12 protein-coding genes are annotated in these 16,388 nt (G+C 51.5%); 9 read left to right on the top strand and 3 right to left on the bottom strand.

The features are described 5' to 3' along the window. Window positions 1–53: 53 nt before the first annotated feature. The 8 genes from MRY16398_RS07130 (at window position 54) to MRY16398_RS07165 (ending at window position 9,846) form a co-directional block, all read left to right on the top strand. A complete protein-coding gene (locus MRY16398_RS07130) occupies window positions 54–2,306 on the top strand; it encodes an AAA family ATPase (protein ID WP_125124083.1) in 2,253 nt (750 codons plus the stop codon). Next, a complete protein-coding gene (locus tag MRY16398_RS07135; RefSeq protein ID WP_125124084.1) occupies window positions 2,303–4,588 on the top strand; it encodes an nSTAND3 domain-containing NTPase in 2,286 nt (761 codons plus the stop codon). The genes MRY16398_RS07130 and MRY16398_RS07135 overlap by 4 nt, the downstream gene beginning before the upstream one ends. Before the next feature lie 352 nt (window positions 4,589–4,940). Continuing rightward, entirely contained in the window at window positions 4,941–5,174 is a 234-nt protein-coding gene (locus MRY16398_RS07140; protein WP_047369300.1) for a type II toxin-antitoxin system Phd/YefM family antitoxin, read from the top strand. 30 nt (window positions 5,175–5,204) lie between these two features. Continuing rightward, on the top strand, window positions 5,205–5,537 hold the full coding sequence (locus MRY16398_RS07145; RefSeq protein WP_125124085.1) for a type II toxin-antitoxin system RelE/ParE family toxin: 333 nt from the start codon (window positions 5,205–5,207) through the stop codon (window positions 5,535–5,537). Between the two features lie 182 nt (window positions 5,538–5,719). After that, the gene (locus MRY16398_RS07150; RefSeq protein WP_125124086.1) at window positions 5,720–6,106 is read left to right on the top strand and encodes a hypothetical protein; all 387 of its coding nucleotides are present in this window, start codon (window positions 5,720–5,722) and stop codon (window positions 6,104–6,106) included. Between the two features lie 213 nt (window positions 6,107–6,319). Next, on the top strand, window positions 6,320–8,302 hold the full coding sequence (locus tag MRY16398_RS07155) for a tetratricopeptide repeat protein (RefSeq protein WP_125124087.1): 1,983 nt from the start codon (window positions 6,320–6,322) through the stop codon (window positions 8,300–8,302). A 38-nt stretch (window positions 8,303–8,340) separates the two neighbouring features. Further along, on the top strand, window positions 8,341–9,147 hold the full coding sequence (locus MRY16398_RS07160) for an AraC family transcriptional regulator (protein ID WP_039079681.1): 807 nt from the start codon (window positions 8,341–8,343) through the stop codon (window positions 9,145–9,147). Window positions 9,148–9,195: 48 nt separating this feature from the next. Next, complete coding sequence (locus MRY16398_RS07165) at window positions 9,196–9,846, top strand: LysE family translocator (protein ID WP_125124088.1); 651 nt, start codon at window positions 9,196–9,198, stop codon at window positions 9,844–9,846. 40 nt (window positions 9,847–9,886) lie between these two features. On the opposite strand, the gene MRY16398_RS07170 is transcribed toward MRY16398_RS07165, so the two are convergent. After that, window positions 9,887–10,078, bottom strand: a complete 192-nt coding sequence (locus MRY16398_RS07170) for a YfgG family protein (protein WP_064572410.1) — start codon at window positions 10,076–10,078, stop codon at window positions 9,887–9,889. Window positions 10,079–10,419: 341 nt separating this feature from the next. Between MRY16398_RS07170 and MRY16398_RS07175 the strand changes: the two genes are divergently transcribed. Further along, window positions 10,420–12,648 carry a sensor domain-containing phosphodiesterase gene (locus MRY16398_RS07175; RefSeq protein ID WP_110294615.1) on the top strand — a complete coding sequence of 743 codons (2,229 nt, stop codon included), beginning with the start codon at window positions 10,420–10,422 and terminating at the stop codon, window positions 12,646–12,648. Between the two features lie 2 nt (window positions 12,649–12,650). Here MRY16398_RS07175 and ppx read toward each other — a convergent pair whose 3' ends face one another. Then, complete coding sequence (ppx, locus tag MRY16398_RS07180; protein ID WP_039079684.1) at window positions 12,651–14,192, bottom strand: exopolyphosphatase; 1,542 nt, start codon at window positions 14,190–14,192, stop codon at window positions 12,651–12,653. A gap of 3 nt (window positions 14,193–14,195) precedes the next feature. After that, on the bottom strand, window positions 14,196–16,262 hold the full coding sequence (ppk1, locus tag MRY16398_RS07185; protein WP_039079685.1) for a polyphosphate kinase 1: 2,067 nt from the start codon (window positions 16,260–16,262) through the stop codon (window positions 14,196–14,198). Between the last annotated feature and the right edge of the window lie 126 nt (window positions 16,263–16,388).

Below are 16,388 nucleotides of genomic sequence, written 5' to 3' on the forward strand. Positions count from 1 at the left end.
TTCGCTAATTCTCGCGTTCGGGGGGACTCGCAATCGGCGCGAAAGGGGATAAAATGCTATCTGATATTTCTATAACAAACGAAGCAAGTTACGGGGCAAATACGCAACGTCTGGCAGGACTTCGCTCAATCAATTTTATTTTCGGTACCAATGGATCGGGTAAAACGACTATCTCGCGTGTCATTGCAGACCCCGCTTCAAAACCCGCCTGCGCTGTTACGTGGACCGGTCAGCCACTGGAGCGTCTTGTCTACAACAGTGACTTCTGCTCTCGGAATTTCGCTCAACAGATGCCGGGCATTTTCACGCTAGGGCAGGCGGAGGCTGAAACGCTTGCCAAGATCGAAGCGGCGAACGCCCAAGTGCAATCCCTAACCCGAGACATTGCTCAACTCCAAAATACCTTGGGTGACGTAAGCTCCGGCAAGCTCGGGGAACTCCAGACTTTAAGGACTGGCATAGAACAGAAATGCTGGGAGATCAAGACAGTCCACGATCCTTATTTTCAAGAGGCATTCACTGGCTTCCGAAGTTCAAAGGCTAACTTTTGCGACAAGATCCTGATGGAGTGGGCGCAGAACTCTGCTGAGATTGTCCCGCTTGACGAGCTCAAACAACGTGCGCTGACAATTTTTGAGAAAGGGCTCGAACGTCTTACACCCATCGAAGTGTTTGACGCCAACGACCTTGTGGTCCTTGAAGGCTCGGCAGTTCTCTCGAAAAAAATCGTAGGGAAAGAAGACGTTGACATCGCTGCACTTATACGTCGCCTCGGCAACAGCGACTGGGTGCGGCAAGGCCTTGGTTATGTAGACGAAGCGGGGCCGCAGTGCCCATTCTGCCAGCAGGAGATGAACGACTCTCTAAAAACAAAACTGAATGACTACTTTGACGAAACCTATCTTGCTGATATCGCAGCAATCGAACGCATAAGGGACGCATATGATGCTCACTCCAAAACCCTTTTGTCTCGGCTCGAGTTGATCCACAGTGCGGGAAGCAAGTATCTTGATGTGGTAGCGTTTCGCGCCGATATCGATCGACTCTCGGCACGGTTAGAGTTGAATCTTCGGCAAATCGACCGCAAACGGAAAGAGGCAAGTTCGCAAGTCACGCTTGAGCCCGTTGGTGAAATCGTCGCCTCCCTTCAAGATGCTATCTCCAACGCAAATACTGAGATAGGTAAGCACAATGCGACAGTTGACAATCTGGCGACCGAGCGGGCCACTCTTATATCGCAAATCTGGAGATGTTTACTTGAGGAGTCGAGGCTCGCATTTACTGACCACGATAACGCGAAAAGGGGGCTTGATCGTGCCGTTACTGGCCTGACGGCCGGGCTTGCTTCAAAGCGAGCGGCGCTTGCAGAGGCCAGTAACGAACTTGCAGCGTTGGAACGCGAAGTAACGAGTGTTCAGCCAACCGTTACGGAAATTAACGCCATTCTAAGATCGTTCGGCTTTACGGGTTTCCGCCTCGCGACCGCTGGCCAACATCAAAACCTCTATGAAATTGTAAGAGGAGATGGGAGCGAAGCTGCTACCACCCTTAGCGAGGGAGAGCGCACCTTCATCACTTTCCTCTACTTTTACCACCTCATTAGAGGCAGTATCAATGCAAGCGGGATAAATGCGGAGCGAGTCGTCGTGTTCGACGATCCTGTCTCTAGCCTTGACAGCGATGTGCTCTTTATCGTCAGTGCTCTGATCAAACGTGTGCTCGATGAGGCTTGCCGAGGGACTGGGCTTATTAAGCAGGTCTTTCTATTGACGCACAACATCTACTTCCATAAAGAAGTATCTTTCGATCCCAAGCGCGGCACAGAATGCCGAGCACATGAGACGTTTTGGATCGTGCGGAAAGTGAACGATGTATCCGTAATCACCAGCTACAATCACAACCCTATCAGTACTTCTTATGAGCTCCTTTGGGCTGAGGTCAGATCGCCGAACCGATCAAATATCGCGCTCCAAAACACGCTAAGACGCATCCTCGAGAACTACTTCAAGATTCTCGGAAACCTCGATAAGGATGACATCTGCGCGAGATTCGAGGGTCGCGACCAGCAAATATGTGGTTCGCTATTTACTTGGGTGAATGATGGATCGCACAGTTTCAACGATGACCTGTACATTTCTGTCGATGAAGCGATGGTCACCCGTTATCTCGATATTTTTCGCAGAATCTTCGAAGTCACAAATCACCTCGCGCATTATGAGATGATGATGGGGCCACAAGCGCTAGCTACTCTAGCACTTGCGAATGAGAACACAGCCACCGACGCAGTGGACGAAACGGCAGCATGAGTTACGATTTCAAAAATCTATCATCGGCCGACTTTGAGGATCTTGTTCGAGACCTCATAGGACGAGAAGAAGGACTTCGCTTCGAAGCATTCTGCGCAGGGCCGGATGGCGGCATTGATGGCCGGCACGCGCAGGCTAATGGTAACGTCATTCTACAGGCGAAGCATTATGAAGGTTCGCCGTTCGGTAAGTTGATAGCCACTATGAAGCGTGAGCGATTTTCAATCGATAAGCTCACTCCGATTCGCTACATTTTAGCGACTTCCTGTAAGTTCACCCCACTTGGAAAGGGTAAGCTCACTCCGCTTATAGGGCCCAGCCTGAGGTCGGAAGCGGATATTTTTGGTCCGGAGGACCTCAACGGTCTTCTCCGGAAGTACCCAGATATTCTCAAGTCGCACATCAAACTGTGGCTTTCAGGTGCGGGTGTTCTAGACCGAGTCGTACGCGCGGCGGCCCATACCTTTGCAGCGTTCACGCGAGAAGATATTGAACAGAAGGTCCGTGTCTACGCATCAAACCCGAGCTTCGATCAATCACTGGCTACGCTGGAGAAGCATCGGCTTCTTATCATCTCAGGGCCCCCGGGTGTTGGTAAAACGACACTGGCCGAGATGCTATGTTACACATTCCTGAGTGAGGAGTGGGAGCTCGTTCCCATCCGTAGTCTAGAGGACGGCTTCGCGGCCATTAGCGACAGCAAAAAGCAGGTGTTCCTTTTCGACGACTTCCTAGGAAGGGTTGCCCTCGACCGGCAAGCTCTGGCGCACAAGGATTCTGATTTAGCGCGGTTCATGAGCCGAGTACGTCGCTCCCCAAATGCTCGTTTTATCCTGACGACGCGGGGGTACATCTTTGAAGAAGCCCGGAGGGTTTCCGAACATCTTGGCGACCAGCGCCTCGATGTAACGAAGTACGTTCTCGATGTTGGTGTTTATACGCGCCGGATTAAGGCGAGGATTCTTTACAATCATCTACTCGTGTCAGAGACACCACAGTCGCATATCCGTGCGCTATTGGAAAGCAAGAAGCTTGCGGAAATTGTTGATCACAAGAACTATAACCCGCGTGTCATCGAGGCTATGACCGATGCATTTCGCATTGGTGATATCGAACCCGCAGACTATGCTGTGGCCTTTATCGGTGCTCTGAATAACCCTAGCCAAATTTGGGATACCGCATTCCGGACACACATCGATCATCGGTGCAGGCACCTCTTGATGGCGATGTTTTTTCTCACGGAGTATGGGGTGCCCCTTGGCACGCTTCGCTCGTCTTTCGAGCCCTTACATACAGCGATGAGCACAGCCTATGGCCTACCGCACGGGCCTAAGGACTTCGAAGAAGCCCTTCGCATCCTAGAAGGTAGCTTCGTCAACATTGTCAACATCAGCGGACCAAGGGTTTCTTTTCTCAATCCTTCGCTCAAGGATTATCTCTCATCCTATCTGTTGGACACAGAGCTATTAATTCGTCTTGTCCCTACAGCAGTCTCCATAGACTGGTTGTCGAGTTTGTGGGATTTTGTGTATCCGCGCGGTCTTAGCGAAGACGATCAAACAAAGATCGCCCTAGCCTGCACTGGCATGCTGGATATGATCGAAACGCGCCCGCACTGGCGCCCGCGAGCTGGCGATGCGCGGTCGCTTGAATACAACGATGCTGCAAACTCCAAACGGCTGGGGATGTTGATGGACTGGTGGCGGCTCACGAACGAGCGGGCATTTGCTGACAGCATTATGGCGATTGCCCGCAATCCACAGCAGGGCTTTGGTGCATGGTCGGATGGAGAGGCCTTGATCGACATATTTTGTCGGCTAGGTGACAAGGGATATGGGCGGCCATTCATATACGAAACCGAATTATTGGAGCTCCTTGAGAAGGCGATCACGGACACTATACGCTGGTGTTCGAGTGACATGCTCTCCACGCTCGTGGATGCAGTGGATGCAGCGCAAGGGCTGCCGTCCAGCATCAACCATGCCTTGCAAGCCGCTGTGCTAGAAGAGTTCGAGGAGAATACCAGTCGCATCAGCGAGGATGATAGCGAGTCCTCCTTATCGGATCGTATCGATGCCCTCAAAAAGTTCGCGCCCCGTTTCGGCGTGCCGGAAGATGTTTTGAGTCGCGCCGTCTCCGACATCGAGGACCGAATCGGCGAGATTGAAGACCGGAGCAGTCCCGCTCCCTCCCCGAGTTTCCCACCGTCGAACAAGAGAGAGCGGGAGAAGTTTGACGATAGAGCTCTTCAAGACCTTTTCACTCCTCTCTTGGATCGGTAGTAAAGTTATTGCCGTTTAGGCCGTTTCATTCAGGAATGGGATCATCTTCCTGACATGGTATTTATTATGGTATTGCCGATAGGTTTTTTTATAACTATATGATTTTAATGTGAATTAATTATAACAATATAATTGAGTGGGAATAAGCGATAACGTCCTTCTGTCTTAAACCAACCCTCTGTTTTTGCAGAGGGTTTTTTATTGTCACCCCTAAACCACCTCCTGGGAAGGTGGTGATTGATTTCTCTGACCATTTATCAAAAAAGACAAAACAGCAGGTTTATTGCTGGTGGTCTGAATATGGTCTATATTAAAACCATCTGCATGATGAAGAGCATGAGCGGGATATGCAATGAAAATTGAGACAATTAGCTACGTTAAAAAAAACGCCGCGACACTGGATGTCTCTGAACCCATTCTGGTGACGCAAAATGGCGTGCCTGCTTATGTTATAGAGTCCTATGACCAGCAGCAGGAACGGGAAAACGCCATTGCTTTGCTGAAGCTGCTAACCCTGTCAGAGAAAGATAAAGCTGAGGGACGCGTGTTCTCAAAAGACCAGTTGCTGGATGGCCTTGCGGATTAAACGCAGAACACGCAACGCTAAGGGACTTCTATGGAACAGCAGGTTACCTTCGAGTACACGCTTACGGTAAGACTCTGTATCGACACAATAGTGGGTTATCTGCGCCGTGTTGATGTCGAGCCGCGTCCGGTTATCGCAGATATTCTCGCACAGTTTGAGAGTACCGTTGGTCAGTTCCCGTTGGGCTGCCAGATTTGCCCTGAACTGCTGAAAATTGGCTGCGCCAAATACCGGGCGTTTAACCACGCTGACGGTTACAGGGTTTTGTATGCAGTAGAGGGAACATTAGTAACAGCGCATGCGATCCTGGCACATCGGCAGGACATTAAGCAGTTACTGTTTAAGCGTTTGATAATGGCCTGATAAACCTAAAAGCGCGTTTTCCGGCAATAATACGAACCTACGAAGACACCAGTAAGCCTCAAGCTGCTGGTGTTTTTTTTATGTGTGGTTAGCAGATTGATGATATTTACTATGCAGTCGCTAAGTGGCTACCTGGCGCAGGTTTTTTGATATCTAACATAAAATTTAAAGGAGCGCATAGTATGCAGCCTGTATGTTTAATGGGTGACGGATATGAACCTCATGTGGCGCAATTGGGAGAGCAACTGAGCTATTCATTGCCCGTCGACTCCGGATTCGTCAGTTTTAGCTTCACATTTACTATCTGCCAGGCCGACCTTGATGTCCTGCTTTCTGATGACTACCGTCGTGCGGTGCTTGAAGTCATTGCACACACGCTGCTCCAGCGCTCGACTCTTCCCGGTAATACCCATTTTACCCAAAGCGAATTCGATAGTCTTGTCGCAGATACGCTCCATTCAACGCGCGATTTTCTCGAGGCTTTTATCGCAAAAATAAGCCAGGAGAACCACATTGTGATTGAAAAATATGTGCACGATATTTTGAACAGGCGCTTAAACACAAAGTAAATGGACTTCTCGCCCCACCATTCCAGGCATTAGACGGGGCGGGCATTTTATGCCAACCTTCTGGCTGAGTGTTCTTTGTATGCCCTGGATTTGCTCATCGACGCTTTATCTTCATTGCGCTTGCGACCTCATTGGATACGAGGAATGCGAGCGAAGGGCGAATCATCATCGGAACACGGACTTCGGCCCCTCTCACTTGCCACGATGCTCACTATGTTTAAAAAACTTCTCAGCGCCCTTAGTGGCAAAAAAGAACAGACCCCAGGCCCTGTGGAATCTGAACATACGCAGGCAGGACACGCCCCGGTTCCAAATGAAGAGATGATCGTGGCGTATGACGCCAACGGGCGAGAAATGCATATCGCCCGCAGCGACTGGCGAAATAATGTTTTCCTGCCCGGCCTTGAACAAAAGTGGAATAACGCGGCGGAACTTTATGATGCGATCCTGGGAGGCCTGAACGATGGTTTTGCCGCCGATCTCATTCCTGCCGCCGCGCGCCAGGTAGAGATTGATGACGATCCCGAACGCAGCCATACCATTCAGAGCATTGTGCTGATGGAAAATAAAAGGTTGGTTGAGGCCGAAAACACACTGCAGGCCGGTATAGCGAAAGTCGGGGCCACGGGAATTTTGCTGACCAATCTGGCAAAAGTTTTCTCTCACAAGGGTGACGATGCCCGTGCCGAGGAGCTGCTCTGGCAGGCTATCGAAGCCGATCCAAATCTGGATAACGGCTTGCTCTGGTGGGCGAGTATTAAGCAGGAGCGTGAAGGGGAAGCGGGATATGTCGCGGGACTACGTACCGTCGCGGCGCTGCCCGGCTCCTGGCGCGCGCAACTCTGGCTGGCGCGCTATCACCTGGAACATAACAATGTAGCTGCCGCCCGGGCACTGTATGACGAAGTTCTCGCCGGTGGGAGATATGACGGCAGTTCGCTGATGATGATCTCCGGCGATCTGGGCAGAAACGGCGAGATTGCGCTGCTTGTTGAACTCATAGCTCCCGTGTATGACGAGCACCGCCACGATCCGATGGCCGGTATTAACCTGCTGCGAGCTTATCAGGAGCTGGGTAACCCCGACGAAGGGGAAAAGCTGTTGAGCCGAATGTATGCGCTGGACTACCCACCGCTTAAACAGTATCTGGATGAGTCCGCCCGCGCCTTTCAGAAAATGCGCGAGCAGCATGCCCAGGGCACACCCACCGACCCTGGCGATGTGGAAATTAATACGCTTGCCCTTACGCAGCCTGTCTGGCAGTACGGGCTGTGTAATGCCGACTGGCTTTTCGGGCAGAAACCGCAAGAGGCAAACACGGTCGGTTTCTTTGTGCTGAGTAAAATCGACGATGACCCGACACCTTCCGAATCGCAGCGTGAGGATGACCTGGGGCGCCTTACCCGTGCAATCCCACTGTATCTTGCCGAGGCAACCCACTACTGGAGTGATTATGCCGCCCGTTGTTACGTGCAGGTCGCCGCGGGCATCGGGCCGGTTGTTTCAACCCATGCGTTTGATGGCAACGAGCTGTTCGACCTTGTCCCGCCAGAAATGAAATACTTCGTGACCGGGGAGATGGGTTGCTCAGGAGAAGGGGAACAGCGCCAGTGGCAGCTCAGGCTCAGCCTTTGGGATTGTACCCAACGAACCCAATGCGGCACTGAGAGCAGCACGGTAGCGCAGTCTGAGCTGGGAGCGCTGGTGCTTGAGCTGGAGCAGCGCCTGCTGGCAAAAGTGGGAGCGGTGAACCCTCAGCCGCTGGATGCGTTCTATGCGCGTCCGTCCGTTGATGCGATGGATATCTATCTTGGTGAACTGGGCCAGGCCTTTATGTTAACGCTGGTGGCTAACCAGCAGGTGCCGCGTTCAGCCGTATGGGGTGAGCGGACAATGCTAGAGTGGCCGCTCAACATGGCGTTGCAATGGCCACAGGCGGAAGTGCCGAAACTGATGTACATCTCCGGGCTGGGGAAAGCTTTTGATTATCAATCGGAGGTGCTGGGCGAATATAAAAAGCGTACGCTGGAACTGTTGCGCACCGCCACGCAGGAAAACAGCCCGGCGGCACAGCTTGCCCCCCTGGTCTGGAAAATATTTGGCATGCAGGATGAATTCAGCGCCGGGCAGCAAAATATGCCAGCGCACGCCAGCCCGGCTTATGCTGAGTGGCTCACGCGCGTTGCCGAAAAGTAGCTGTTCGAAGTCTGGAATCATGTGAGGAGGAGGGAGAGATGACAACGCGGAACATTGAACAACGCTTCTGGCGCTCTCCGCTTGTGCCGTGGGTCGAATGGCGTTCTACCGTACAAAGTACGCAGGCCTATAAACTGCACCAGCACCCTCAGTTGTCCATTGGCGCGATTATCGACGGCGAGACCGTTACGCGTTGCAGTGGTCATGAATATCACCTCTCTCAGGGCGATATGGTGCTGATAGCGCCCCGTGAAGCGCACAGTTGCAACCCGGCAGCCGAACGTCCACGTAGCTATCACATGTTGTACCTTGATGAGGCGTGGTGCCTGCAACAGTTGGGGTTCGCGCCAGGGGAGCATCTTCACTGCGCACAAACGGTGTTACGCAATCCTTCATTCTTCACCGCCTTTATGCACATTATCTCCCTGATGGAAGATAACCAGACTGGGGAATTACAGGAGGCGGTACGTGCGCTGCTTGTCAGCCTGCCCGGCCTGCAAACTGCGGCGAAACCGGCTGAATTCTGCAACCATATGCAAACGACGCTACTGGCCGATATTCAGCAGCCCCCGTCGCTGGATTGTCTGGCACAGCGGTATACGTTGCGTAAAGAGACGCTGATTCGCCAGTTCAAGCTGGCGACAGGGCTGACGCCAGGAGCCTGGATCAATAATGCCCGTGTGGAATTTGCTAAAGCACAGTTGCGGGCGGGCAGTGATATCGCCGATGCGGGTTATCAAAGCGGTTTTGCCGATCAAAGCCATTTTCACCGCACGTTCGTCAGTTTTACCTCTTCCACGCCCCGCCAGTATGCGCAGGGGCGATCAATATCAGACAATAATTAAGTCTGACAACGCCATAAAGTGACCTCGTCTTTTACTGATGAGGTTGCTATGTCTTTGTTACCCGAATTTATTCCCGCCGCGTTTCCATTGCTTGCGCTTTCTCACTTTGTGGCGCTGGTCAGTCCTGGCCCTGATTTCTTCCTGTTGGCCGGTTACGCCATCCGTTATCGCCTGCGCGGCAGCGCCGGAATTGGACAGGGGATCGCGCTGGGAAACGCCTTTTATATTGTGCTGGCGATGTGTGGCTGGCGGCTATTACAGGATTACGGACTGCTGTTTCGTCTGATTGAAATTGCTGGCGCGCTCTATTTAATCTGGATTGGCGGGCATCTGTTGCGCAGCCGTAAGCAGGTGCTGGCGCTCAACGCCACCCGGATGGATTGCCCGTCGTGGCGAAAACAGTTTCTACTAGGGCTGGGGTCCGCGTTACTTAATCCCAAAAATGCGCTTTTTTATCTGGCGCTGATGACCTCGATCCTTGGCGCGAACGTCACATTTGCACAGCAGATCTTTTCCGGCGCATGGATGAGCCTGGCGGTGCTGGCGTGGAATCTTGCCATCGCGACATTGATCGGATTATCCGCCATACAGATACGTCTCACAGCCTGGGTGCATATTATTGAGCGCATAGCCGGAGCTGTCCTCGCCGGATTTGGCGTGGCGATGATCGTGACGATGGTGCGTCATGCGTTGATGTGACAAAGCCCACGTAAAGACGTGTACAAATAAAAACAGTGCGTTAGCGTTGTGCGGAAGAATCGATAGGTTGGCTTACTTGCTGAGACTGGAGCTTATCCTGATGATGATACCAGGCACCAATTGAGGAATAGATAAAACGACCAAAGAAAAAGATAAAGCTGATTAGCAATACGATACGGGTCATGCGACTGTCAAATCGATGGCGTTTTCGCATAGGGGTTGCCTGACTCACAAAAGGTTCCTTAAGGTTTACCCCATAAAAAGGGCGACCTTGACATTAAGGCACAGAGTGCGGGCGAGGTCAATTCTTAACCATGCAAAATTTCACCGGAGGAAAATATTAATCGATTTTATATAAAATAAATTAAGTATTTAAGTCATGAATGCTAATCTGCGTCTCTTTTTAAAAAGCGTAAAAATTAATTAATTCGGCGAGTTTTATTTGATGTGCATCAATCATTAGTTGCCCTACAGAACTAAAATTCACGCTCATTTGCTATTTACGCGCTTACAGTCAGGTTGGATGCCTGCCTGAAATACCCATTGGGAAGCTGGGTTTTTTGTCGAGCATCTATGACTCCGTTAAAAAAATATCATCAGCACAAAGACAAATGGTGGGCACTACCGCTCGTGTTGCCATGTCTTTTACTGCCACTGTTTAATCTGGCGAATACCTATACGCATGTCGCGGGTGAAACGGTTGTCCTTTTCTCCCTGCCGATGGCGCTGATGTTCAGTCTGATGGTGGTCTTTGGCTGGGCAGCGCTACCCGGCATGGTTCTCGCACTGGTCCTGAATATCGGCATGCACGATATCTCTGAGCTTGTGGCGCAAATTTTTCATTTGCTTATTCCCGTGGTCATCAGTTGGGGCGGCTATCGCGTTTTTGTTACGCGTCGGCAAAATATTGCCTACGGAAACGCCGCCTTTATTGCCCAGCGAATTTTCTGGCAGGTCTTTTGCCCGGCAACGATTTATTTGATTATTCTTGAGTTCGTTATCTGGCTGGCGCTGTATGACACGGATTTTAGTAAGACCGATATATTATCGTTAAATATTCATTTACTGATTGATTATCAGGCATTACTGGTCGGGACCATGACCGGTATTCCGCTCTGCTATTTGGTTATTCGTATCATTCGCCATCCGCGTTATCTGCGAAGCTGGTTATCGCAACTGCGCCATGAATTCGACCCGAAAGTGACCCGCTGTGAGATGGCTATCTGGCTGAGTATCCTGGCCGGATTGGTCATACTGTTGCTCATGCCGCTGAATGAAAATAGCTCCATTTTCAGCACCAACTACACGCTCTCTCTGGTATTGCCTGTCATGTTATGGGGAGCATTACGCTATGGATACCGGTTTATATCGGTGCTCTGGACGCTGCTGTTGATTGTCTCGGTACACTATTTTTATCGTTATCTTCCCGTCTATCCGGCTTATGAAATCCAACTGGCTATCGCCTCGTCGAGTTACCTGGTTTACTCTTTTATCATCCTTTGTGTATCGGTACTGGCAACACGACAACGGCATGTTCATGCCCGCGCTCGTCGTCTTGCCTATCTTGATCCAGTCGTTCAGATACCCAATCTGCGCGCCCTCAATCGTGCGCTGGCGGGGTCACCCTGGTCTGTTCTCTGCTTTTTAAGTGTGCCGGAACTGGAAGTGCTGGGGCGTAACTATGGCGTGATGCTGCGCATTCAGTACAAGCAAAAACTGTCGGACTGGCTTAAAAACAGCCTCGATGAGGACGAACGTGTCTACCATCTCTCAGGCCATGATCTGGCTATTCGCCTTAACACTCAGTCGCACCAGAGCCGGATTGACGCGCTGGATGCCCAAATTAAGGCGTTTCGTTTCTTCTGGGATGACATGCCGCTGCAGCCGCAGGTAGGCATGAGCTATTGCTATGTGCGCTCTCCGGTGCAGCACCTCTACTTGCTGCTTGGCGAACTGAGTACTATTGCGGATTTGTCGCTGGCGACAAATCATCCGGAAAGCCTGCAGCATCGCGGGGCGGCGAACCTCCAGCGTAGTCTCAAGGACAAGGTGGATATGATGAACCGCCTGCAACTCGCGCTGGAGGAGAACCGTTTTAGTTTACTGGTGCAACCTATCGCCGGGATGCGCGGCGACAGCTACCATGAAATTCTGCTACGCATGAATGAAGAGAACGGCCAGTATATTAATCCGGATGATTTTCTGCCGGTCGCCCATGAGTTCGGCCTGTCATCACGTATCGATCTTTGGGTTGTGGAGCATGTGCTGAGTTTTATGTCTGCTCATCGCGCAACGCTACCCGCGCAGCGTTTTGCCATTAATCTGTCGCCCGCCTCTGTGTGTCGGGCACAGTTTTCTCTGGAGGTGGGGCGGCTGTTGAAAAAATACGGCATCGAGGCGTGGCAGTTGATCTTCGAGATAACCGAGAGTAACTCGTTAACCAATCTGGAGCAGGCAAATCAAACGCTCGGCCAACTGCAACAAATGGGCTGTAGCGTAGCGATTGACGACTTTGGTACCGGCTACGCCAGTTATTCCCGACTGAAAAATGTGAATGCCGATATCCTGAAAATCGACGGCAGCTTTATCCGCAATATCGTTTCAAATAGTCTGGATTACCAGATTGTCGCCTCTATTTGCCATCTGGCAAGAATGAAAAAGATGCAGGTTGTGGCGGAGTATGTCGAAAATGAAGAGATACGCAGCGCAGTGGTTGCGCTGGGTATCGATTATTTGCAGGGATATTTGATTGGTAAACCAGAGCCGCTGGAAAATCTGCCAGGGCAGATTCAGGCGGCCTGATTTTATGCCGCTACGCCGGGCGACTGCTCTTCTTCAACTTTGAGTCGCCAGCCGGTGACGGCTTCCCAGTACTCCTGTTCCCGTTCCAGGTCGAAGAGAACCAGTGCATTCTGGCTGAACCAGTCGTGCGGGAAGCTCAGCGTCCAGTGGTTATCATCGGTCGTAAGACGCAGGGTTGGTGGCGTCGTTGTCGCCTGCCGCTGGTTATTCAGCAACACCCCAAGGCGTAAAAGCTGAATTAACGGCAGATAGTGCTTTTTCTTAAACAACGTGAAGCGCGGTAAGTCATCCAGCTTGATCGCTTTGCGGTGATAGCGCACCAGCGTGGCCATCATCAGTTGCTGCTCCTGGTTATAGCCCGGCAGATCGCTGTTTTGCAGGATATAAGCCGAATGACGATGCATACCGCTGTGGTTAATATTTAAACCGACTTCATGCAGCATGGCTGCCCATTTCAGTAGCGCCGCCAGTTGCGGGTTAATGAGCTTCGGATTTTGCGCCTGCCACTGATCGTACATATGCATGGTGGTTTCCAGCACGCGACGCGCCTGTTCGCGGTCGATATTGTACTGATTCGCAAGGCTCTGCGCCGTACGGCTGCGAATATCCTGATGACGGAAACGGCCTTCCATTTCATACAGCACGCCTTCGCGCAGCGCACCGTCTGAGAGGCGAAGTTCATTAATTGCCAGCGCGTCAAATACCCCGCAGAGAATTGCCAGACCTGGAACGAAGACCGCTTTACGTTCGTCGGACAGACCCGGCAAGCTCAGTTCGTCGAAGTTTTTGAACTTCACAACTTCGGCGACCAGTTTTTTGAGGCGCTCAGGCGTGATAATGCCGTCCTTTTCCCCTAACGCCAGTAGCACTTCATGGGCCGCTTTGATACTGCCGGACGCGCCAAGCGCGACGTCCCAGCCCTGAATACGGAACTGCCAGGCCAGCGTTTCCAGTTTCTGCGTTGCGGCAACGCGGGCACGCTGGAAGTTTTCCGCATTGATTGTTCCGCCCGCAAAATAAAGCTGCGCGAAGCTGACGCAGCCCATACGACGGCTTTCCACCAGTTTGGGTTCAAAATCTTCGCCAATGACCAGTTCGGTAGAACCGCCGCCGATATCAATAACCAGCTTGCGGCCTTTTTCCGGCTGCGTATGTTCAACGCCCATAAAAATCAGGCGCGCTTCTTCATTACCCGCGATGATTTCGATAGGGTAGGGAATAACCTTTTCTGCCCGTTTAAGAAACTCCGGTGCGTTGAGCGCCTGGCGCAACGTGTGGGTCCCTACAATACACACGCTTGAAGGATCAAAACCTTGCAGGCGTTCTGCGAACAGCGACAGACACGCGAGACCGCGCTCCATAGCCTCTTCACTCAGCATATTATTGCTGTCGAGGCCATCCGCCAGATGTACGCGTTGTTTCAGACGGCCAATGATCTGCATGGCGCCATCAACAACGCGGGCAATCACCATATGAAAACTGTTCGAACCCAGGTCGACCGCAGCAAATTCCTGCGGTCGTGCTGTCTTTTCATTTATCGGCATAGATTAGTCAGACTGTTCAAGTGATGTCAGATATTCATGAATCGCGAGCTGTGCGCGTACTTTGCGGCGGTTGCCGCGCGGCACATATCGATTACTGAGCTCTTTATCGACGTAGCGTGCTTTGACGGTATCACTGAACAGAAGATCAATGATATCCAGTACCTGCTGTTTAAGGCGCGGATCGAGCAACGGCGCCGCTACTTCAATACGGTAATCGATGTTTCGCGTCATCCAGTCAGCAGACGACAGATACACTTTTTTATCGCCGCCATTCTCAAAAATATAGATGCGATCGTGTTCAAGGAAACGGTCAACAATGCTAATTACGCGAATATTATCGCTGATGCCTTCCAGTTCAGGGATAAGCGAGCACATACCGCGCACCAGCAAATTCACCGGCACGCCAGAACTGGAGGCCGTATACAGCCGATCAACCAGGCCTTTATCCACCAGGTTGTTGATTTTTAGCGTAATGCCCGAAGGAATGCCTTTCTGCGCATTGGCAATTTCGGTATCGATCATTTTGTAGAGCAGATCGCGCGAGTTTTGCGGCGAAACCATCAAATAATCGAAATTCACCGGACGGTACGGGTTCTCAATAAAGTTAAAGACCCGGCGCACTTCATTGGTGATACGCGCATCTGCGGTCAGCAATGAGTAGTCGGTATAGATACGCGCGGTCTTTTCGTTAAAGTTGCCGGTACCGATATGAGCGTAACGCACCACTTCGTCGTTTTCCATACGCGACACCAGGAACAGCTTGGCGTGGATTTTCAGCCCCGGCGCCGAGAAGATAACCTGCACACCGGCTTCGGTCAGACGCTTCGCCCAGTGGATGTTAGCCTCTTCATCGAAACGCGCCTGCAGCTCAACCACCACGGTCACTTTCTTGCCGTTATGGGCGGCGTGGATCATGGAGTCGATGATGCGCGAGTCTTTCGCCACGCGATAAATATTGATTTTAATTGCCAGCACGCTTGGGTCAAACGACGCCTGGCGCAGCAGTTCCAGCACGTGCTCGAAGGTGTGATACGGATAATAGAGCAGCACATCGCGCTCGCGAATGGCATCAAAGCCGTTGCGGAACTTATCAAACCAGACATGGCGCAGGCGCGGTAATGGCTTGTTCACCAGGTTTGCTTTCCCGACGTTCGGGAAGCTGATGAAGTCTTTAAAGTTGTGGTAGCGACCGCCCGGAATAATGGAGTCGTAGCGGGAAATGGTCAGCTTCTCGCGCAGCATCTCAACCATGGCATCCGGCATATCACGCTGATAAACAAAGCGTACCGGCTCTGCCGTCAGACGCTGTTTCAGGCTTGAAGACATCAGCTCCATCAGACTCGATTCCATCTCGTGCACCAGATCGTATTCGGCGTCACGGGTCATTTTCATCGAGTAGGCGTTCAGCGCGTCGTAATCAAAGAAGCCTTTGAAGATATCATCCAGGCAATAACGCAGGATATTATCCAGCAGGATCATCGGCTTGCGACGGCGCGGCGCTTCCGGCGGCAGGTTTACAAAACGCGGCACTTTATCAGACGGAATTTCCAGCAGGGCGTAGCGGATATCATCGCCACGGATGATTTCCACCGCCAGGTAGGTGTAGTCGTCTTTTAAGAAGCGAATCAGATTGGTTTCGCGATTAATCAGTGTCGGCGTGATGTGCTGGCGCAGATACTGTCGGAAGTAGTGGCGCAGCCAGTTTTGCTGATTGGCGGAAAGCTGGCGTTCGTTAATCAAAAAGATCTGATTACGTGCCATTTCCAGCAGGAGTTCGTTATACAGACCGTCAAATTCCTGATCGGCTTTCAGTACGCGGGCCTGTATTTTACCCAGCAGGTGGCGTGAATGGGTGTTGGTGCCTTGTCCTTGTTCTTCGCTAATAATGATGCGGCGTTTAAGTTCTGCGAAGCGAACTTTATAGAATTCATCAAGGTTGTTGGAATAAATCCCTAAAAAGCGCATGCGTTCAATGAGCGGGTTACTCTTATCCGCCGCTTCCTGCAGAACGCGCTCGTTAAAGCACAACCAACTTAGTTCTTTTTCCAGATATAGCTTTTCCTGACCCATTACAACTTACACTCCGGTTAACTCTCGGGACACGGCAATTCCTTCTCGCTATGGCTGTGTCCTCGTGTGCAGGTAAACGTGTTGGCGTTCGTTTGAGTGACACCCATATTATGGCGAGCTTTGCCA

Source organism: Phytobacter sp. MRY16-398 (genome assembly GCF_003925915.1).
Lineage (GTDB): Bacteria > Pseudomonadota > Gammaproteobacteria > Enterobacterales > Enterobacteriaceae > Phytobacter > Phytobacter diazotrophicus.

Coding starts and splice junctions, on each gene's coding strand:
- MRY16398_RS07130 (WP_125124083.1), top strand. CDS start 54: ATGCTATCTGATATTTCTATAACAAACGAAGCAAGTTACGGGGCAAAT.
- MRY16398_RS07135 (WP_125124084.1), top strand. CDS start 2,303: ATGAGTTACGATTTCAAAAATCTATCATCGGCCGACTTTGAGGATCTT.
- MRY16398_RS07140 (WP_047369300.1), top strand. CDS start 4,941: ATGAAAATTGAGACAATTAGCTACGTTAAAAAAAACGCCGCGACACTG.
- MRY16398_RS07145 (WP_125124085.1), top strand. CDS start 5,205: ATGGAACAGCAGGTTACCTTCGAGTACACGCTTACGGTAAGACTCTGT.
- MRY16398_RS07150 (WP_125124086.1), top strand. CDS start 5,720: ATGCAGCCTGTATGTTTAATGGGTGACGGATATGAACCTCATGTGGCG.
- MRY16398_RS07155 (WP_125124087.1), top strand. CDS start 6,320: ATGTTTAAAAAACTTCTCAGCGCCCTTAGTGGCAAAAAAGAACAGACC.
- MRY16398_RS07160 (WP_039079681.1), top strand. CDS start 8,341: ATGACAACGCGGAACATTGAACAACGCTTCTGGCGCTCTCCGCTTGTG.
- MRY16398_RS07165 (WP_125124088.1), top strand. CDS start 9,196: ATGTCTTTGTTACCCGAATTTATTCCCGCCGCGTTTCCATTGCTTGCG.
- MRY16398_RS07175 (WP_110294615.1), top strand. CDS start 10,420: ATGACTCCGTTAAAAAAATATCATCAGCACAAAGACAAATGGTGGGCA.
- ppx (WP_039079684.1), bottom strand. CDS start 14,192: ATGCCGATAAATGAAAAGACAGCACGACCGCAGGAATTTGCTGCGGTC.
- ppk1 (WP_039079685.1), bottom strand. CDS start 16,262: ATGGGTCAGGAAAAGCTATATCTGGAAAAAGAACTAAGTTGGTTGTGC.